Here is an 18785-nt window from a genome sequence, read left to right as displayed (position 1 = left end):
ATCATCAGTTAACGGCGTTAAATTAGCCTTTGCCACGAGTACGGTTAGCGTTTGGTTTTGCATTTTTTTCGATGAATTCGAAAATCATGTCTGCTACATCTTTACCCGTCGCTTTCTCAATACCTTCTAGGCCAGGAGAAGAGTTCACTTCCATTACCACTGGGCCATTCTTAGATTGTAGAATATCAACACCGCATAGGTTTAACCCCATGATTTTCGCAGCATTGATTGCTGTAGCACGCTCTTCTTTGCTGAGTTTAACCAGTTGAGCGGTACCGCCACGGTGCAAGTTAGAGCGGAATTCACCCTCACCAGCTTGACGCTTCATCGCTGCAATGACTTTGTTGCCAACAACAAAGCAACGGATGTCTGCGCCATTGGCTTCTTCAATGAACTCTTGAACCAAGATGTTCGCTTTTAGGCCCATGAATGCTTCGATAACGCTTTCTGCTGCTTTGTTTGTTTCAGCTAGAACCACACCGATACCTTGAGTACCTTCAAGAAGCTTGATAACCAGTGGCGCGCCACCGACGTTTTTGATCAAGTCTTGAATCTTGTCTGGGCGGCTAGCGAACCCTGTTTTTGGTAAGCCAATACCTTTGCGAGACAACAGTTGTAGTGAGCGCAGTTTGTCGCGAGAACGACTGATTGCAACTGACTCATTGATACAAAAAGTGCCCATCATTTCGAATTGGCGAACAACCGCAGTTCCGTAAAAGGTAATGGAAGCGCCAATACGTGGAATAACGGCATCGTATTGAGGTAGCTCTTCACCCATGTAGCGAATCTTCGGATTGTTACTCGCGATATCTATATCACAGTGCAGCGTGTCGATAACATCGACCTGGTGACCACGTGCTTCTCCAGCCGCTTTTAAGCGAGAAGTAGAGTATAGATTTTCGTTGCGAGAAAGAATTGCGATACGCATGGCGTTTCCTTAGTTAATACCTGATTGGTAACTGCAAATAAATGAGTTGTTAGCTGAGCTCTCAGTTTTTCTGAGGCTCCTTGCTTGCTTCGGGGCGAACCTTAAGGCTTTTCGTTTAACTAAGAAAACGAATTAAATTTGTCGAATCGACAATGGAATTCTATCGAATGCGCGAGCGATTGGTACAGCAGGGGTAAGCGTGAATTTAGGACGGGAAAGTGAGTTGAGACCTAACTCATATTGGGGGTAGGAGCATATTAGGTTGTACTCAACTCACGTGAACTCGGTGCTTAAAAGTGTACTAATAACGCCAGTTACATAGCTCTATAAGTGTTCGTAGTGCTTCTCTTTCGAGCTTGCTACAGGTGCTTTTTAGCTTATCAAGATAGTATTTTCTCATGATGATTCCTTCTCTTGTACTAGGCTTTGGTGAGAACTCAAAGTTCCTTGTTGACCCATTAATTATGGTTATTTAATAGGAAGTAATAAACAGATGGCTTTTTGCTGGGTTGTTCCTGTTTTTGTCTTTTATCGTCACTTAAAGGCAAATGTGTTTTATAATGGGCTTAATCAGGAAGGGTTGTTTCTAAAAGGTTCATTATTTGTCTGATCTAAACATGATGCGTTACTACACTAGGCTGGATTCGTTCGAGCCTAACATCTCACACTCGGTGACTTTAACTGAGGTCGCAGACAAGCTGTTTACCAGTTTGCGCCATGCAAGAACCTTACTCGGCAAGATGCATCAAGCTGAATGGGTGGTGTGGGAGCCAAAAGTCGGCAGGAATCAACGTTCTAACCTGACATTGCGCTTTAGCAATCAACAACTGACTCAACATGTTGCCAGCAAGCTGATAGAGCAGGGCAAGTACGAAAAAGCGCTCTCTATTTTGGATAATGACCGCGCAGTGTTTGGCTCTCTTCTCCAAGAAACATCCGGTGCGACGATGCGCGAAGGGTTACTGCACGTCCAATTAACCTACAAACGTAAGTTCGAAGGTCTGTTCCCGCATCATATTCATCGTAGTAGTGAGCGATTTTTGATCAGGCAAGTGTTCAGTTGTTTAGTGACTTGCAATGGCAAAGGAGAGTTGAAGCCTGAGCTAGCGCATCACTGGCAATATGATTCTGAAAAGCTAGTTTGGACTTTCTATCTACGCCCGGGACTTACTTTCCATGACGGACAGCCTGTGGATGCTAAGCAATTAGTTTCGATGTTTTCTGCGTTGCAAACCTTACCTTTCTATCAGACAGAGCTCGCCCATGTCTCTTCGGTTTACAGTGAACAACCATTGAGGATCAGCTTCCAACTCACCAAAGCAGATACCGGCTTTGCTGGTTTACTTGCTGGCGTTAAATATTCGATTCAACCCGCAGCGCAAGTCACCCGTGAACCGTCTCCATTAAGTTCTGTGTCCCATGTTGTTATTGGAACCGGCCCATTTAAAGTGGTTGAGACCAACAGTGAACGAATCAAGCTCGCTGCATTTGAGCACTATTATGGTTGTCGCTCGTTAACCGATGAGGTGACTATCTGGCAGTTTGAGGAATCAATGACGGGCACTGCTCGTTTCGATGATAGCCAAATGCACGTATCGCCTTATGAAGATTCTTCTTGCTTCCATCAATTAGGGAAAAGCGATGCGGAACTTGTTTCAGCAGACACAGACGGCCTTCGTAGCCGAGTAGAGGATGGGTGTCTGTTTATCCTATTCAATCAGAACTCAGCGGCTAGTCCACTAAATAATGAGCAGCGTAAATACCTTTCAGAACTGACCAACCCACAAGCTGTTTTGTCTCAGTTGGAACATAACAAGGGTTTGTTTAGTGTCTCTTTAGCTCAAAACATACTACCAAGTTGGCAGAAATTGTATCGGACGCCTTCGAAAGAGGCACAACTGCCGAAAAGGATGAGTATTGCGGTTTACGACTATTATGCGTTGTATCGATGTGCTATTTGCGTATCCGACATACTCAAACGATATGGCGTGGAAGTTGAGGTGAACACCTACAGTTTTCGAGAATTGGCGGAGCTCTCTCAAAGTGGCGAATTAAAAGAGGACTTGGTGCTGTGTAACCTGAATCTCGATGACAATGCCCCGTCTTCGCTGTTTTCGTGGATGATGAACGATCCTATTTTGCACTCTGCTTTAGGAGAGATGAACAGCGATTGGCTCAAGCTGCGCTTGGATAGTCATAAAGCATCCGTTGAACTGCCTAATTACTTGGCAGAACTAGAACCTATCGCGTCCACTCTGATCTCGGATTATTGGTTAGTGCCGATGTTTCATCACTTACAAACCGTGCGTTTCCAGGGGATTCTGAAAAACGTAGCCATCACCAACTGGGGATGGCCAGATTTCAAGAAAGTATGGTCCGCTGATTAATTTCTTACCGAGTAGGATAAAGCGTTTTCAAAGTCGATTTTGGCATACTTATAGGTAGGTAAAATCAAATTCTACAAAAAACGCCACCGATCATTCGATTCAGTGGCGTTTTTTGGTTTTATTTTGAAGATCAGCTCTCTAAGTTCTGCGCCATTTTTCTGAATTGCTCTAACTCATCTTCAGCCATGCCTTTGGTCATTCTCTTCAGCATGTCTCGATCTATGTCCGAGACCTTACCCATTATTTCTTCACCCTTATCGGTCAGAACCAATAGCTGGCTACGCTCATGTTCGCTATTGTTGAGAAGATCAAGCAAGACAGCGGCACGACTGGGTGTGAGTATCCGCTTACTCGGTCCATTGATGATGCAAGATAGAAAGCATCCTCTGTTTGTGAATTTCATGCCTCACTTCAGAGACTTCATGCAAAACCTTAAGAAGACCTTGAAAGGGCAGTAAAGCCTAATCATCAATAGTAGTTTTCAAAAGCCAGTAACGAACTTACTGGCTTAAATCAACATAGTTTCAGTTGTTTGCGGCTAGAATGGGCGAAAATTGATGGCTGAATTTTCGGTGTAGCACCGTTGTTGAATTGTCTATTCAAGCTTTAAGAAATCCGATATTATACTGGTCATAAACTAAAGGTGGTATTATATGACAAATGCATTTAAACAAGCAGCTGAAGAACTGTTGAGTCGTCGCGTTGCAGGCACCAAAGCACCAAGATTGGACGAACAGTACCGTCCGAATAACTTGGAAGATGCGCTAAAGATTCAATCAGCAATGATCGATTTGAAAAGCGATAAAGTCGGCGGTTGGAAGTGCTTGCTTCCTCTGGCTGAAGACAAGTTTGTTGTTGCGCCAATCTTCTCGGGTAGCGTTCAACAAGGCGAAGTTTGTGAACTGTTTGCAGACAACGATGTGGTACGCGTTGAGCCTGAAATTGCATTTACGCTTGCTAAGAGCCTGCCTGCAAGTCTAGAAGGTTACAGCGAAGAGCAAATCAACGAAGCGATTGGTTCTTGCCATATGGCACTTGAATTAATGCAATCGCGCTTTGCGGATGACAGCGGTGCTGAGTTCTATGAAAAACTGGCCGATGGCCTAGTAAACCAAGGTCTGTTCATTGGCCCAGAGATTGATCGTGAAAAAGCGTTCACGTCTGCAGAGATCAATATCGAAGTGACTCAAGATGAGCAAGTTCAAGCATTTGACGGCAAGCACCCAAATACACTGCCACCAAGCCCAATTTACTGGCTGATTAACACCATGACGCGTCGTGGGGTTGATTTCCAAGCGGGTGAAGCAATCATTACGGGTTCTTACTGCGGTATCGTGGAAATGGGATTCGATAAGCCCACAACCTTCCATTATGAAGGCATTGGCGAATACCAAGTGACGTTCAAGCAGAAACGCTAACTTCAAGCCGCGCACTGTCTGTTATTGAAAGGCGGTTTACTGACGAGTAAATCGCCTTTTTTATTATGTGATGTTCAATAGGGTTCTTATTACCAGGCACTAAATCGGGCGTTTAGACGTCTGGACGTTGACAAGATCTAAGTGTGACATTAGTCTGCTCACCTCCCTGTTCTATTGTGTTGTCGTTCCATGTCCAATTCAAAACATTCTAATACGGCAATTGCCCCTTCGGCCGTTGCGCTTATCCCTCTGATCGTCTTCCTCGCTCTGTTTATTGGTGTGGGTACGTACTTGTCGTTACAAGGCGTCGATTTTGCTTTTTATCAGTTGCCAGCACCGATAGCGGCTCTGCCTGCCGTGATGTTGGCATTGTTATTAAGTAAAGATAAATTGAACCGTGCGATTGAGCAGTTCTTAGGTGGAGTAGGTCACAAAGACATTATTGCAATGTGTATGATCTACCTATTAGCGGGGGCTTTTGCGGCCGTAGCTAAAGCCTCTGGAGGCGTGGATGCGACGGTAAACCTGGGTCTATCCGCGATTCCAACGAGCATGATTCTGCCGGGTATCTTCCTAATTTCTGCATTCATCGCGACCGCAATGGGCACCTCAATGGGCACTATTGCTGCCATTGCCCCAGTTGCGCTAGGTATTGCTGATTCTGCGGGTATGAGCATTCCCTTGACGGCGGGTGTCGTGCTCAGTGGTGCAATGTTTGGTGATAACCTTTCAATCATCTCTGATACCACGATTGCCGCGACTCGCTCGCAAGGTTGTGAGATGAGAGACAAATTTAAAGAGAACATCCGTATTGCACTGCCTGCTGCACTGATTGCGATTGTTATCTTTGCTTTCAACAGCACGGCAACTCAAGTTCCTGAAACAGGCCCAATAGAATGGCTGAAAGTCCTTCCGTATATCACTATCCTAATCCTTGCGGTATCGGGCATGAATGTATTCGTTGTGTTGACGATTGGTATTTTACTTGCGGGTGGTGTGAGCCTAGGTTCAGTTGAGAACTACGGCTTGACGGATTACGCTCAAGACATCTACGCAGGCTTTGGCAACATGCAAGAGATCTTCTTACTGTCGATGCTGATTGGTGGGTTGAGTGAGCTGATGCGTCGCCAAGGTGGATTAGCGTTTCTGACGAACTTAGTGAGCGGTTTGATTCGTGCATTTGGGTCTTCACACTCTAAGCAAGCGAATGGCCGCGCAAGTGAATTAGGTATTGCTGGCTTGGTATCAATGGTGAACCTATGTACGGCTAACAACACGGTCGCCATCATTGTATCTGGTAGCGTGGCTCGTCAATTGGCGGAAGAGAACGATGTCTCTCCACGCCGTTCAGCAAGCTTATTGGATATTTTCTCGTGTGTGATTCAAGGCGTATTACCTTATGGTGCTCAGGTATTGCTATTGGGCTCTGTGTTTAATCTATCGCCTCTAGAAATCGTGTCTAACTCGTACTACTGTTTTGCACTTGCCATCGTGGCTGTGGTCGCTGTGTTTATTAAACACCCAGCGCGCCAAGTTTCTAACGCTTAGAATTCCGCGTCAAACTGGAATTCCATCCACGCTTTGGTGATTGGGTGGTGCAGCGCGAGCCTTTCTGCGTGTAGGTGCAGTCGGTCGGCTTTATTGCCATATAGGCCATCACCGACGATAGGCATGTTAAGGCCTTCTTCGTGTGAACAGTGTACACGCAACTGGTGTGTACGCCCTGTTTTAGGATGCAGGTAAACCTTAGTGGTTTGCTCGTTTCGCTCAATCACTTCCCATTTTGTTTCTGCAGGCTTGCCGTGTTCGAAGCAGACAATTTGACGAGGGCGATCATAAAGGTCGCCACGTAATGGCAGTCGAACATAGCCTTCATCTTCTGCTAGAACGCCTTCAATCATGGCAACATATCGTTTCTCAACTTCACGAGTGATGAACTGCTTCTGCAAGCTCTTGTTCGCACGTCGTGTGAGAGCGAAGATCAGAATGCCAGAGGTCGCCATGTCTAGGCGGTGAATAACAAATGGGCCTTCAACGTCAGGATGCATCTGTTGAACACGTGTGTAGGCGGAATCTTTGATGGTCTTACCCGGCACGGATAAAAAACCCGCTGGCTTGTGGACTACCACGATGTGCTCATCTTGGAACAGAATATCCAGCTCTTTACCTTCTGCTGGGTTCTCGAGTAATGGGTTTGGATCGACTTCTAGGCCTTTCATCATATGGCCTAAAATCGGTACACACTTACTTTGACAAGAGGCGTAGTATTTCTTGTGCTTACGGATTTCCGACTTTGGAGAACGACCCCACCAAAACTCAGCCAATGCCAACGGAGTGTAGCCATTTAAATATGCGTATTGCAGCAATTTAGGTGCAGCGCATTCGCCAGAGCCAGCTGGTGGTATCTTGTTTGGCGTGTTTTCAAAGATCTGGTTAAGGTCTTCAACGTTTCCTTCTGCATTTTGGAAAGCGTATTGTGAAAACAGTTTGTGTTGCAACTGATGAGAAAGGCGTGCTCTTTGCTCTTTTAGCTCAGCCAGTTGAGTCGTGAACACATCAACTTTAGCCTGCAACACTTGCAGAGTCTGTTCCCAGTTGAGTTTTAGGTACTTCTGCTGGTTCTTGTCAGCAACACTGGCCTTGTTTAGCTCATTATTTAGCTGTTCGAAAGCTTGCTCATCAAGGCTTCCTTTACCTTGTTGACGTTGTTCTTTACGCGTTTTTCGGCCTTCAATAATCAATAGGCGCTGAGCTTCAATCTCTTGCTCCGCTTGCGCTTTTTGCCGCGCCAGTTGCTCGCACAATTCAAGGTATTCAGTATTTGCTTGCAGCGCTTTAAACTCAGCGTTGACAGCCATCATGTCGGCTGTGTCTTGGTGGAAAAAGCTGTCGCTGCTCAGCATGTCGAACACGGGCGGCACAAAGTGAGGCAGTAGGTTTTGGTCGGCGATTTTTCCTGAAAAAGCAGAAAAGTAACCCAACTCACCCTCTGGGCTTTTCACCAATAACACACCAAACATTTTGCCGCGACCCACGTAAGAATCCAGCCCGAAGTCATGCTGCCAGTCGGTTTGAGTTTCTAGATAGTGTTGAAGCTGATGAGAGGCGATTTCACACAGTGGGTGCGGTTCGTAGTAGAACGGGAATGTGAAACGCTCAGGCAACGAATATGACTCGATCGGCTGTTGAAAACGAGTGAAGCAATGCTCAGGTGTGTGGCTGTTTTCTGAGTCGTGCGTTGGTTTTGATGAGTGCATAGTCGTATTAATACTTATATCGTGGTGATAAATGGTTGTGAGTCTACGGTGTGTGAGACCTTAAACATAGAACAAGGCGGCGATTCTACTCTTTATCGAAAAGCGCCTCAAATAAGAAATGCTTGTATTACTGGATAGCTAAACGAGACGGTCAGTACTATTTAACATGGTGTCTATAATCATATTGAGTCAGCTACAAACATAATCCCATTTTGAGTGTGTGTCGTATAGACTAATGTCGAGCATAACGTTCAACTCGATCAGGTTCTTATTACACTGTCATCATTAAGTGAGGTTGGTTTTAGGAACTTAATTGGTGTTGGTTCGGTCTATTAGATAGGTATCACTGAACTGTATTGATACTGAAATGAATTTGTCATCTGAGATAACTAATCTCAATTTAGAGCAACGGATCATCACCCTAAATTGAGCCATAGTTGATGTTTAGGTCACATTTTAATGTAATGAGTTCCTAGCGTCTTAGATGTTTTGTGATCTGTGTCGTTGAACAGGTAGCTAAACCCCGCTAGATTCGAACCGTTGATAATAAAAATAGCTCATGAAGAGCAGCTAAAAGAAAAGGAAATACCCCGTATGAAAAAAATGAGAAGAGCACAGCTTCATCGCGTTCGAATCCAATACTGGAAAGACACAGCGAAAGAAGCTTCAAAGAGATAAGGCTTAATATCGTTAGAGCCTGAAACAAGAGCTCGACAGACGAAAAGCTTATATCTAGAACGACGAAAATATCTGTAAACCGTAACAAATCGATTTTAATCGCACTCTTAAAGACCTTCATCTGGTCTGCGATGTAACAAATCATCCCCTAAAGAGCTGGCAGGCATTCATAGTAATGCAGTTTAATGTCAGCTCATTAATAGGCTCCCTTGCTATCTTCTACCTCCCTGATCTATTTCAAACTATAGCTAATTCAATTCGTGGCTTTGCATCTGATAAGGTCAGCCACTAAAAAAGCGCCTAATCTCTTAGAAGCTTTGATTTAGATATTGATATCTGCTGAGGTCGCCCGATTAGGGTTTGTGCTCAGTGCCGATGGCTTTATCGTTGGAAAAGTGTCTTCAAGCTCACATCATCCATTCTGTTTAATTTGAGGCTCAGTAGGTAGCCACCAATGCCTATCAGTACATAAATACTCAAAGACAAGATAGAGACTTCTGAGAGCACGCTGAACGGATTATTTGCCGTTAACACTTTCATCGGTAGCGAAGTGATGAGGGAGAAGAAGTCGTTGATGCCATAAAAGCCAAATAGTGCGATAGCCAACCACTTAATTGCAAAGCTTGAGATAAAGATAACGAGTAGTGGAGAGTTCACCAACTGTGAAATCGCGAGAGTCACCGTTGCTAAGGGTAATAAAACGAGTGCGACTAGCATCATGCGGCCAAAGAATAGCACCCAATTGCTTAGTACATAAAACAGCGATTGCTGATCGACCAGTAATGCGAGTTGGTGTTCACTTGAAATGTTCAGTATCCAAAACAACACATCGGCGAACAACACGAGCAATGCACAGATAGCCGGAATTACCACTAAGCCAAAACCGAGTTTCACGCCGTGAGTCATTGCATTAGATACTGGCATACTTCTCCAAAACATCGAACTGCCTTCTTGGCGCTCTTTACGCAGCGTCTTAGGGAGGTAAAGCGTCGAAAGTAGCAGTGAAATTAAGCCAGCACCAAAGTAGATCACGGAGTTGAGATCTTTTGTGAAGTCTCGGTGAATGTCACTCATGTTGCCGTTCACTTGCATTTCGAAGAAAAACTCGTGTTGCGCCTGACCGTTAAAGAAGAGGCTAACGAACAACAAAAAACCACATAGCGCAACAAACAGAGGTAAACGAGTGTTAATTTTGTGCTCGATGAGTTCTTTTTCTAGCATGTAAAAACTGGGATGCATTATGCCTTCTCCGTCTGGGTTGCAAGGAATAGATCTGCGAGACCTACGTTGTAGATATTACCTAATGGTTCAACTTGCGCTTTGTATTGGCTTGCCAATAACCATTTAGTGGTTCCTAGCCCCGGTTGTGAGGTCAGTGGGTGAAGTTTTTGGATCTCACTTGAGTGATTGTTTGCGACTTCGATAATGAAATAGTCGTTTTCGATGTCTTCCATACTTTTCTGTAACACGCAGTGGCCTTGTTTTAAAATAAGCACATCTGTCAATAAGTGTTCTATCTCTGAAACCTCGTGGCTGGCAATGATCATTGCGCGCTTGCCATCGTGGAACCATTCGAGTAGGTGGCGATAAAAAGTATCGCGGTATAGCAAATCTAGGCCAAGTGTAGGCTCATCTAAGATCAATACTTGAGTGTCGGTCGCGATAATGATTGCAAGGTGAACTTGCACTTTCATCCCTTTAGAAAGCTGCTTGATCGTTGAAGAGAGCTTAATGTTGGTGCTGCTTAACATCTGCTGTGCTTTTTGTTTGTTGAAACTGGGGTGTACACCTTGCGTGTATCGGAGCAGTTGTTTTACCGTCATCCACTCGGGTAGCACGTTCACATCTGAAATATAAGATAAATGCAGCATGAGGTCGGCGTGCTGGTGGATAGGGTGGTAGCCATTCACCTCTATTTCACCTTGGTAGTTGTGCCCACCAAGCAGTGATTTGAGCAGGGTCGATTTACCCGCGCCATTGTGACCTAGCAGGCCAAGCACTTGCCCTGGTTTTAACTCAAAACTGATGTTCTCGACACCCACTTGATTGGAATAGGTTTTGGTTACGTTTTTCACGGAAAGTAAAGTACTCATGACTTATCCTTTATATGTTGTGCTAGCTGTTTCACGAGTTCTTCGACACTCATATCAATGATGCCTAGCGTCTCAGCGATGGCTGGGATCTGTGTGTTGATGAATGATTGATGGGCGGATTCTTTCAATTTTTGGATTGCCCCTTCAGCCACATACATGCCTTGGCCGCGTTTTTTTTCTACCAAGCCTTCATCAACCAGTAATTGATAGCTTTTCATGACAGTAAGGTGGTTAATCTTGAGATCGGCGGCAACCGCACGTACAGAGGGCAGTGCCTGTTGTTCTAACCAAATGCCTTGAAGAATTTGGTCGCTGATCTTTGTAGCAAGCTGCCTAAAGATCGGCTGGTCGTCTTTCCATTTGGTCATAATTAAAACTGCATGGTGATATACATGTGTATAACACTATACTAATTATTCGAATTGGCAAGTTTTTTAACCGTGGTTACTTATTTTTAATGATTGAAGTCTCTTATCGTCTTTTAAGGTGAAGAGTGATATTGACTGAAAATATTAGACGTTATCGATGTGAACGCTGGGATAATGATGAGTTTGCACTCTTTATGTCGAGCTATGTTGAGGTCAGTATGCGGCGATGAACAGACTCAAAATGTCATGTGACTTTTTGCGCTTTATTTGGTCTATTAACGACGAAAGCCACGGCGAATACCGTGGCTTGTTTATGGGGGAGGAGCTACAAATGTAAGATCAGTAGCGTTTTAAGATCTCGATGATCGCTTGTTCTGTTTCCGCCGCAATAATGGCATCAATGTCATCATCATTTTGGAATAACTCAGATAGCGCCATAATGGTGTGGATATGGCTATCGGAGTCCATCGCCGCCAGAGTAATCGAAAGATAAACGTCACCGTTGTCTTCGGATTCAAAATCAACACCCTTTTTGAATACCGTCACTTGCAGTGATGCTTCGTTCACACCATCTTCAGGACGAGCATGAGGCATTGCAATCTTTGGTGCTAGAACATAGTACGCGCCAATGTCCTTGTGCTTTTGTTTGATTGCTTCAGCATAGCTTACTTCGATTTTGTTGCTCGCGAGTAGCGTTGAACAGGTCACATCAATAGCCGCATCAACCGTTAAGTTTTCTTCAGCGTTGATGATAACGCCTTGGTTGCCAATTAAATCGAATAAGCTCATGACACAATCCACCCTAGAATTAGACCAACTACACCAAAGTCGAAGTCAGAAAAAGTAGTGGCTTCAAGACCTAGACCACCAAGTACTGGAAGTAAAAGCATTGGTAAGAACGAAATACATATGCCTTGTGTGAAAGACCCCAAAATCGCACCGCGTAGGCCGCCTGTCGCATTACCGTAAACGCCTGCCGCACCACCAACGAAGAAGTGGGGAACCACGCCTGCAACAATGATTGTCCAACCAAGCGCGCCTTGCACTGCCATTGCCAGTAGGCCTGCGGCGAAAGAACAAAGAAAGCCGATAAGTACTGCGTTTGGTGCGACAGGAAATACCATTGGGCAGTCTAGAGCCGGTTTTGCTCCTGGGACCAGTTTGTCAGAGATCCCTTTAAATGCAGGGACGATTTCAGCAATCAGCATTTTCACACCTTGCAGTACGATGTAAACACCACCTGCAAAAACAAGAGACTGCATGAAGGTAAATACGACCCAATTTTGTCCGTTAGATATGGTTTCAACAAATTCACCGCCAGCCATAATCGAAGCCAGCATGAAGAAAATGGTCATCGTTGTTGCTACTGCTACAGGCGTATCACGCAGGAACATGAGGCTCTTAGGTACGTTGATGTCTTCTGTTGATTTCGACGTGTCACCAAACTTGCTGCCAATGTAACCCGATACTAAGTACGAGAGCGTTGAAAAGTGACCCATTGCCAGTTGGTCTGTACCCATTACTTTCTCTGTGTACTTCTGAGCAAGTGCTGGCATGATAACCATCAATGAACCGACAATGAGCGATCCGATTGCGACGAGAGCAGTGCCTTGAATATTCGCTGTAGACAGAATTACGGCCACCAACATAGACATGAACATTGTGTGGTGGCCTGTTAAGAAAATATATTTCAAAGGCGTAATTCGAGCTAATAAAATGTTCACTACGAATGCAAAAAACATAATTAGAGCCATTTCATAGCCGAAAGCTTTTTGTGCTAATGCGACAATTGCTTCGTTATTTGGAATAACGCCACTTACACCAAATGCTTCAGTAAATACAACTGAGAAATTATTTAGAGCACCCACAAGAGCACTGGCACCAAACCCTAAAATAAGGAAACCCATTACGGTTTTTATTGTGCCTTTAAGTACGGTGGAAATATCAGATTTTTGAGCAACAAGGCCAATGAAAGCAATTAACCCTACCATGATTGCAGGCTCTTTTAATAAGCCAAGCATGAACTCGAAAAAGTTTTGCATAATTTTACCTTACATGAAAGTTTTTAGTTGCTCTTCGATTGATGCTTTATCAAAAATATTTTTAAGGCTGATGATGTTCTCTTTTCCACCATCTTTCAGCTGGTTGGCGACGTCTGTTGCTGCAACCCAAATATCCGCTTTGCTTGATGATGCAGAGGACAGATCTTCGTGATCAACTTCTGCTTCGAAACCGATTTTTTTTGCCACTTCTTTCACTGCCATTTCCATCATTAGTGAAGTACCAAGGCCGTTACCGCAAACTACAAGAATCTTTTTCATAATATTTGTCTCAATTGGATTTTAGGGGTTGAGAAACTGTGTTCTCTTATTGTGTGAGAGCATAGTAATGGAAATATTGAGAACCCAATAAGACCTGCATCACAAAGTCAAAATGAGATTGTGATGGAGATCTCGTTAATTAACAGTAAAGATCGAGAGTGAGACATTGATCAAATTTAACTTTTCACTCGAATATGCAACGTATTTTATTGAGAAAGGTAGGCTTAATTAATTTTTATATCAGGATATAAATCTTTAGAGGCGTTATTGTATAAAACAGAGAATTAATCGTATCGACCGTAGTCAGTAAGCATTTTCTTAAGCATGCTATTAACGTCTTTGGTCTTTTTATTTCTTTTAGTCAGCTGGCTAAGAGAGGTCGGTTTTGGCGAGGCAACATTTTCACCATCGACCTCTTCATTTTTATCCTTCATTTTTTGTACCGCAGGCAATAACATTCTAATTTCTTCATTATTGGCATTGGTCAGTACCACAATATTTTCAGATTCAACTTGAGTAATGGTTAATATCCCGTGTTTAACCGATTCAACCTTCTCACCGATCATAATTGACTCAGGTGCGACAGAGCGATCGGTTAACTGACCTGTACGTAATTTCGCCGCACTGATAGCGCGGATATTTCCTGTATTTTCAAACGCGACAATAACAGTATAGGTATTATAATACTCAACTACGGTCACATAGCCGTGTCTATTTGTTTTGAATCTAGCTCCATTGTTCATGTCGTGCGGAGCGTCCATTTTCTTCACGTGTTCCCTCTCTTAGTCTCGATGGCTGTTATATCTAATCAACGCTATTGGTATTTTATGGCTAATTCTTTCGTGAGATCACACAAAGTATATACGTATCTAAACTCAAGATGAATCTTGAAGTATCGGGAATTGAGGTAAAGCACAGAAAAGCCGTAAAAATCACTCAAAATTCATCAAACGATTACGCTCATACGTTAACAAGGTTTCCTATTCTAAATTTCACCTTCTACCAATTATTTACAGCGTTGAGCCACGAAAATGACAATGAATAATACGGTTTGCCTAATCCTTGACCGCGCGATCGTTTGCGTTAAAAAATGTGATGAAAGTCTCACTCAACTGTTTATACTTCTCTTCCGGTTTTAAGCCGGTGCTTAGCCAATACAAGCCGTCACATGGATATGTGAATGACCCCACGGACCGGACCAGCTACGTTCCACTGCTTGTATAAGGTGATTTTTTACATGAACAATTCGTTGTTACACTCGCTAACTTTGTTAGCCCCTTCATCGCGTAGCGTTTTGCTTGCGGTTCTTTGTCCTGCTCCTTTGATGTCATTTGCTTGGCTCATGTTCACTCTATAAGGATCACTAGGACATATTATGAATATTCTATTTGGTTTTGTCGGTGTTATCGCACTGATTGCTTGCGCGTACCTGCTATCTGAAAGTCGTTCTTCAATTAACTGGAAAACGGTTTCTCGTGCACTATTACTTCAAATCGGTTTTGCAGCCTTAGTATTGTATTTCCCATGGGGACAATTGGCGCTAACCAGCCTAAGTAATGGCGTTTCTAGCCTGCTTGGTTTTGCCGACGCTGGTATCGCATTCCTTTTCGGTGATCTTGCTACTGAAGGCTTCATTTTCGCGGTTCGCGTACTTCCAATCATTATCTTCTTCAGTGCTTTGATTTCTGCGCTCTATTATTTAGGCATCATGCAAAAAGTGATTCAAATCTTGGGCGGAGCGGTGCAGAAACTGCTGGGGACAAGTAAAGCTGAATCTCTGGTTGCTACTGGTAATATCTTCCTTTCTCAGGGTGAGTCTCCTCTTCTTATTCGTCCCTTTTTAAAGTCTATGACTCGTTCGGAGCTGTTTGCGGTGATGGCTGGTGGTATGGCATCGGTCGCGGGCAGTGTACTTGGTGGTTACGCTGGACTTGGTGTTGAGCTTAAATACCTTATCGCGGCAAGCTTTATGGCTGCACCGGGCAGTTTGTTAATGGCAAAGATCATTGTGCCTGAACGCAGCACACCTTGTGACTACGAGCACATTGAATTAGATAGAGCGGATCAAAGTAACGTGATTGATGCATTGGCAAGCGGCGCGATGAACGGTATGAAAGTCGCGGTGGCTGTCGGTACTATGTTGATTGCCTTCGTGAGTGTGATTGCGATGGTCAACACTGGGCTAGAAAGCCTAGGTGAAACGTTCGGTTTTGCGGGCATTACGCTGCAAGCTATCTTCGGTTACTTATTCTCGCCGCTAGCGTGGTTAATCGGTATTCCGAGTGATGAAGTATTGATGGCGGGTTCTTACATCGGTCAGAAGATCGTAATGAATGAGTTTGTTGCTTTCATCGACTTCGTTGAGAACAAAGATCTACTATCTGAACATAGCCAAGTGATCGTGACTTTTGCTTTGTGTGGCTTTGCAAACATTGGTTCTATCGCGATTCAGTTAGGTTCAATCGGTGTGATGGCACCAGAGCGCCGTGCTGAAGTGGCGAACTTAGGTTTGAAAGCAGTAGCAGCGGGCACACTAGCGAATTTAATGAGTGCATGTTTAGCGGGTATTTTCATCCTGCTTTAAGCTAGATTCAGTTAAAGCGGACACTTTGCTCACAGATTCAACGTGAGCAAGGTGTTCGCTTTTTTGTGCCGGTTAATCAAATGAAATCAGGTTTTTGTTGTCGTCAGCTACGTGTATCTAATCAGTAAAAGTTCACTCGGAAGAGTCATAGAGCCGGTACCTTTTATCCGATATACTTGAATATCATCAGGTAGCAATTAATAACATTCGGCTTCGATTAAGAACATTCGATTTCGATTGAGAATATTCGGTTCCGACTAAGCATATCCGCTTTCGATTAGGAACAATGGCAACCAAGCTCAATTAATCAAGGGTCTCTCCATGAACATTCGCGTTATCATAGGTCTTATTGTTACCTTCATTGGTTTGTTTGCGATGGTTTATCTAATTGCTGGTGGTGCTCAGTTTCCTATCGACCAGTGGCCAAAAGAGGCTTATCTCGGTTTGGTGTTTAGCATCGTGTGGGGGGCTGGTGTCGCGGCATCGATCGCGTACCTTTTCTCAGCCTTGGTGTTTATCACTGTTGCCGTGGTTTGCTATGCGATCGGTTATAAGATCGGTGGGCTCTTTTCTTCTCGTTCTCAAGCTTAATCTCATTAAGGTGTGTTGATGATCATTGAAGTAGGGTTGATTTGAATGCATTGGCTCGATCGTTGGAAGGTGTATCGCTATCACCGAAAACAGACTGACCGCTCGAAAGGCGACAAAGCCAAAGCTTTAGGTTGGACTAGCGAAGAGAGCCAATTGTGTCGCTTTGAAGTGATCGTGCGTTCGGCTGATTTCGAAAAAAGGAGTGTGTTAGATTTGGGGTGCGGTTACGGAGAGTTATTTGAACTGCTCGGCAGCATCTATCGCATTCGATCTTACACCGGTGTTGATCTACATGCCGGCTTTCTGAAAATGGCCAAGCAACAGTATTCACAGGCTGGGTGTCAGTTTTTATTGGGTGACATGAGCAAGATGCCCCTTGAAGCGCACGATGTGGTTATCGCCAGTGGTTCATTAAATTATATCTCCCGAGATCCCGACTACCTCACCAACATGATCACTCGCATGTTTGGATTAGCAAACCAAACCGTGATCTTTAATCTCCTAAACTCAAAGAAATACCCTTCACGTCATACTTTGATGAGTTACCACCCTCGGGGCGTATTTCGCTTTTGTAAAACACTCTGTAACGATGTCACTTTGATAGAAGGTTATGCCGACGGGGATTTCACCATAGTCATGAACAAAGTCGTATCCTGAGCCTGAGCGCCAGGGTGGTGTCATCAGAATTAAAAAAGCCGCAGGTTCCTTGTCTCTTTAGAGTTGAAGGTATGCGGCTTTTTCATTTTACAGATCAGTTTAGGTGTTGTTATTTGTTTAACGTTTGGTCTGCAACGAGTCCGTATGGGATATTAGTAAACACTTTAGGGTTACCTTTTAAAGTCGGCGCTGCGTTCACTTGTTGCCAATCGAGTAACATGATTGCCAACACATTGCGGTGTTCACCAAGCTTAAGATTAAAATCCCCCGTCGTTGAAGGGATCATACCGTGTTTCTTATCGATAGCAGCTTGGATCGCAAGTCGAGTTTTCTCAACAACTGGGTCATCTTTTTGATCGGCGATTAGGAAGGTGAGTCCGACTTCAGCAATCACATCTTCTTTCGCGCGCAGCAAAATAGTATCGATATTATCTCTGAAGTAGTCGTAGATCCATTGATGCTCTTGTTCGCTAACGGGGTGTTGATAGTATTCTGAGTCGCCAAAGATAATGTGAGTCATACCATAGAGTTTATTGCCGTACTGCTGGCTCGATAGCTTCTTATCTTGTTCGTCTGGGTAGACCTTTTTAAAGGTGTCGACGAATTGATCAACCACATCTTGTTCGCCCAATTGACGCAACCAATAAACCTGGTTCGCTAACTGAGCAGCCCACGCTTTGACCATGTCTTCGTTGGTGACGTATTTTGTGAAGTCATAACGACGAATAATTTCTCGCAGCTTAGCATCGTTGTTATGTTTTAAACCGTACTCATTGGCTCGGGCCATAGAGCCGAGAAGGTCGACACCAATATAGAGGTATTCAGGCATGTGCTTGGTGATATTGTAGCGTCGCACACTACGTTCGTCATGCTCGTTAATATAAGAGGCAACACGTTTTCCCGAATAGAGAGCGATTTGTTCCATCGTCTGAACATCATTAGATAAATAGCTGAGTTTACTCGCTACACGTGCCATATCACTCCATACCGCAGCAGAATACTTATCGTCTAATGTTTGGCGATACATGCGTAATCCGTAATGACCCTCTTTGAAGGCAGGAAGGGTATAAAGTTGACTTTCATAGGTCCTGCGAATGTGATTGGCTGATTGTTTGAAAGATTGTTCATTGGAGTGACGCACATTCACAGGATGCTGAGTACTTGGTGTGCTTGGGGTCGGTTTTATCTCTGGTGCCTTTACGGTCTCTTGTGCGTGAACCGTAACGGCAACGGAGGTTGATAGCAATGTCCATAACGCTAGCGTTTTTAACTTCATGTTGTAAGGTGCCAAGCTAATGAGTTGAGTGTATAAAATAGCACTGCTTAATCCTTCAATGTAAGGCTTAAGTCAATACCATGTAAGCTTTATCAGGTGCATTAAGGTTTTTTTGTTGAATAAGTCTCCGTCACTCATTGACGGTGAAGTGATGAATGACTCAATAATGAATGGCGATTGAAAGCAAAGTGTAGATTTTTAACAACTTGTAGGCATACTCAAAGGAT

16 protein-coding genes and 2 pseudogenes are annotated in these 18785 nt (G+C 44.0%); 7 read left to right on the top strand and 11 right to left on the bottom strand.

The window, feature by feature from the left end:
- Window positions 1-22: 22 nt before the first annotated feature.
- On the bottom strand, window positions 23-928 hold the full coding sequence (gene rimK / locus OCU36_RS14680; protein ID WP_017631357.1) for a 30S ribosomal protein S6--L-glutamate ligase: 906 nt from the start codon (window positions 926-928) through the stop codon (window positions 23-25).
- A 602-nt stretch (window positions 929-1530) separates the two neighbouring features.
- Here rimK and OCU36_RS14675 point away from each other — a divergent pair.
- On the top strand, window positions 1531-3315 hold the full coding sequence (locus tag OCU36_RS14675) for an SgrR family transcriptional regulator (protein ID WP_261840308.1): 1785 nt from the start codon (window positions 1531-1533) through the stop codon (window positions 3313-3315).
- Window positions 3316-3445: 130 nt separating this feature from the next.
- On the opposite strand, the pseudogene OCU36_RS14670 reads toward OCU36_RS14675, so the two are convergent.
- A pseudogene (locus OCU36_RS14670) lies at window positions 3446-3613 on the bottom strand (MarR family transcriptional regulator); the annotation flags it as partial.
- Here OCU36_RS14670 and OCU36_RS14665 point away from each other — a divergent pair.
- The 3 genes and pseudogenes from OCU36_RS14665 to OCU36_RS14655 all read left to right on the top strand — a co-directional run.
- Window positions 3602-3773: pseudogene (locus OCU36_RS14665) on the top strand (DUF3861 family protein); the annotation flags it as partial. The pseudogenes OCU36_RS14670 and OCU36_RS14665 overlap by 12 nt on opposite strands.
- A 195-nt stretch (window positions 3774-3968) precedes the next feature.
- Window positions 3969-4733: a hydratase gene (locus OCU36_RS14660; RefSeq protein ID WP_261840307.1), complete on the top strand. Its 765-nt coding sequence runs from the start codon at window positions 3969-3971 to the stop codon at window positions 4731-4733.
- A 189-nt stretch (window positions 4734-4922) separates the two neighbouring features.
- Window positions 4923-6281, top strand: a complete 1359-nt coding sequence (locus OCU36_RS14655) for a Na+/H+ antiporter NhaC family protein (protein ID WP_261840306.1) — start codon at window positions 4923-4925, stop codon at window positions 6279-6281.
- On the opposite strand, the gene OCU36_RS14650 is transcribed toward OCU36_RS14655, so the two are convergent.
- The 8 genes from OCU36_RS14650 to OCU36_RS14615 all read right to left on the bottom strand — a co-directional run bounded on the left by OCU36_RS14650 (window position 6278) and on the right by OCU36_RS14615 (window position 14211).
- Window positions 6278-7990 (bottom strand): RluA family pseudouridine synthase, encoded by a 1713-nt coding sequence (locus OCU36_RS14650; protein WP_261840305.1) that lies wholly within the window; start codon window positions 7988-7990, stop codon window positions 6278-6280. The two genes, OCU36_RS14655 and OCU36_RS14650, sit on opposite strands and share 4 nt — an antisense overlap.
- 1059 nt (window positions 7991-9049) lie before the next feature.
- Entirely contained in the window at window positions 9050-9907 is an 858-nt protein-coding gene (locus tag OCU36_RS14645; protein ID WP_261840304.1) for a hypothetical protein, read from the bottom strand.
- Complete coding sequence (locus OCU36_RS14640; protein WP_261840303.1) at window positions 9907-10761, bottom strand: ABC transporter ATP-binding protein; 855 nt, start codon at window positions 10759-10761, stop codon at window positions 9907-9909. The genes OCU36_RS14645 and OCU36_RS14640 overlap by 1 nt, the downstream gene beginning before the upstream one ends.
- Complete coding sequence (locus tag OCU36_RS14635) at window positions 10758-11129, bottom strand: GntR family transcriptional regulator (protein ID WP_261840302.1); 372 nt, start codon at window positions 11127-11129, stop codon at window positions 10758-10760. The genes OCU36_RS14640 and OCU36_RS14635 overlap by 4 nt, the downstream gene beginning before the upstream one ends.
- Before the next feature lie 339 nt (window positions 11130-11468).
- Window positions 11469-11918 carry a PTS sugar transporter subunit IIA gene (locus OCU36_RS14630; RefSeq protein ID WP_261840301.1) on the bottom strand — a complete coding sequence of 150 codons (450 nt, stop codon included), beginning with the start codon at window positions 11916-11918 and terminating at the stop codon, window positions 11469-11471.
- A complete protein-coding gene (locus tag OCU36_RS14625; RefSeq protein WP_261840300.1) occupies window positions 11915-13171 on the bottom strand; it encodes a PTS ascorbate transporter subunit IIC in 1257 nt (418 codons plus the stop codon). Before OCU36_RS14625 ends, OCU36_RS14630 begins: the two co-directional genes overlap by 4 nt.
- 9 nt (window positions 13172-13180) lie before the next feature.
- Window positions 13181-13450 (bottom strand): PTS sugar transporter subunit IIB, encoded by a 270-nt coding sequence (locus OCU36_RS14620; RefSeq protein ID WP_261840299.1) that lies wholly within the window; start codon window positions 13448-13450, stop codon window positions 13181-13183.
- A gap of 284 nt (window positions 13451-13734) precedes the next feature.
- Complete coding sequence (locus tag OCU36_RS14615; protein WP_261840766.1) at window positions 13735-14211, bottom strand: hypothetical protein; 477 nt, start codon at window positions 14209-14211, stop codon at window positions 13735-13737.
- A gap of 614 nt (window positions 14212-14825) precedes the next feature.
- Between OCU36_RS14615 and OCU36_RS14610 the strand changes: the two genes are divergently transcribed.
- From OCU36_RS14610 to OCU36_RS14600, 3 genes are all read left to right on the top strand, one after another.
- Window positions 14826-16034, top strand: coding sequence for a NupC/NupG family nucleoside CNT transporter (locus OCU36_RS14610; protein ID WP_261840298.1), 1209 nt, complete (start codon window positions 14826-14828; stop codon window positions 16032-16034).
- 321 nt (window positions 16035-16355) lie between these two features.
- Complete coding sequence (locus OCU36_RS14605) at window positions 16356-16625, top strand: hypothetical protein (RefSeq protein WP_261840297.1); 270 nt, start codon at window positions 16356-16358, stop codon at window positions 16623-16625.
- A 45-nt stretch (window positions 16626-16670) separates the two neighbouring features.
- The gene (locus tag OCU36_RS14600; protein WP_261840296.1) at window positions 16671-17282 is read left to right on the top strand and encodes a class I SAM-dependent methyltransferase; all 612 of its coding nucleotides are present in this window, start codon (window positions 16671-16673) and stop codon (window positions 17280-17282) included.
- Window positions 17283-17391: 109 nt separating this feature from the next.
- On the opposite strand, the gene OCU36_RS14595 is transcribed toward OCU36_RS14600, so the two are convergent.
- Window positions 17392-18558, bottom strand: coding sequence for a DUF3541 domain-containing protein (locus OCU36_RS14595; protein WP_261840295.1), 1167 nt, complete (start codon window positions 18556-18558; stop codon window positions 17392-17394).
- Window positions 18559-18785 lie beyond the last annotated feature (227 nt).

The organism is Vibrio artabrorum, from assembly GCF_024347295.1.
In the GTDB taxonomy this organism is placed as follows: Bacteria; Pseudomonadota; Gammaproteobacteria; order Enterobacterales; family Vibrionaceae; genus Vibrio; species Vibrio artabrorum.
The sequence above is the reverse complement of the archived record's forward strand: the minus strand, read 5'-3'. Positions and strand labels throughout refer to the sequence as shown.

What these genes read in the sequence shown, in the direction of transcription:
- OCU36_RS14620 (WP_261840299.1), bottom strand. Translation starts at nt 13,450, where the DNA reads ATGAAAAAGATTCTTGTAGTTTGCGGTAACGGCCTTGGTACTTCACTA.
- OCU36_RS14635 (WP_261840302.1), bottom strand. Translation starts at nt 11,129, where the DNA reads ATGACCAAATGGAAAGACGACCAGCCGATCTTTAGGCAGCTTGCTACA.
- OCU36_RS14600 (WP_261840296.1), top strand. Translation starts at nt 16,671, where the DNA reads ATGCATTGGCTCGATCGTTGGAAGGTGTATCGCTATCACCGAAAACAG.
- OCU36_RS14595 (WP_261840295.1), bottom strand. Translation starts at nt 18,558, where the DNA reads ATGAAGTTAAAAACGCTAGCGTTATGGACATTGCTATCAACCTCCGTT.
- OCU36_RS14655 (WP_261840306.1), top strand. Translation starts at nt 4,923, where the DNA reads ATGTCCAATTCAAAACATTCTAATACGGCAATTGCCCCTTCGGCCGTT.
- OCU36_RS14660 (WP_261840307.1), top strand. Translation starts at nt 3,969, where the DNA reads ATGACAAATGCATTTAAACAAGCAGCTGAAGAACTGTTGAGTCGTCGC.
- OCU36_RS14615 (WP_261840766.1), bottom strand. Translation starts at nt 14,211, where the DNA reads ATGGACGCTCCGCACGACATGAACAATGGAGCTAGATTCAAAACAAAT.
- OCU36_RS14645 (WP_261840304.1), bottom strand. Translation starts at nt 9,907, where the DNA reads ATGCATCCCAGTTTTTACATGCTAGAAAAAGAACTCATCGAGCACAAA.
- rimK (WP_017631357.1), bottom strand. Translation starts at nt 928, where the DNA reads ATGCGTATCGCAATTCTTTCTCGCAACGAAAATCTATACTCTACTTCT.
- OCU36_RS14605 (WP_261840297.1), top strand. Translation starts at nt 16,356, where the DNA reads ATGAACATTCGCGTTATCATAGGTCTTATTGTTACCTTCATTGGTTTG.
- OCU36_RS14625 (WP_261840300.1), bottom strand. Translation starts at nt 13,171, where the DNA reads ATGCAAAACTTTTTCGAGTTCATGCTTGGCTTATTAAAAGAGCCTGCA.
- OCU36_RS14630 (WP_261840301.1), bottom strand. Translation starts at nt 11,918, where the DNA reads ATGAGCTTATTCGATTTAATTGGCAACCAAGGCGTTATCATCAACGCT.
- OCU36_RS14610 (WP_261840298.1), top strand. Translation starts at nt 14,826, where the DNA reads ATGAATATTCTATTTGGTTTTGTCGGTGTTATCGCACTGATTGCTTGC.
- OCU36_RS14650 (WP_261840305.1), bottom strand. Translation starts at nt 7,990, where the DNA reads ATGCACTCATCAAAACCAACGCACGACTCAGAAAACAGCCACACACCT.
- OCU36_RS14640 (WP_261840303.1), bottom strand. Translation starts at nt 10,761, where the DNA reads ATGAGTACTTTACTTTCCGTGAAAAACGTAACCAAAACCTATTCCAAT.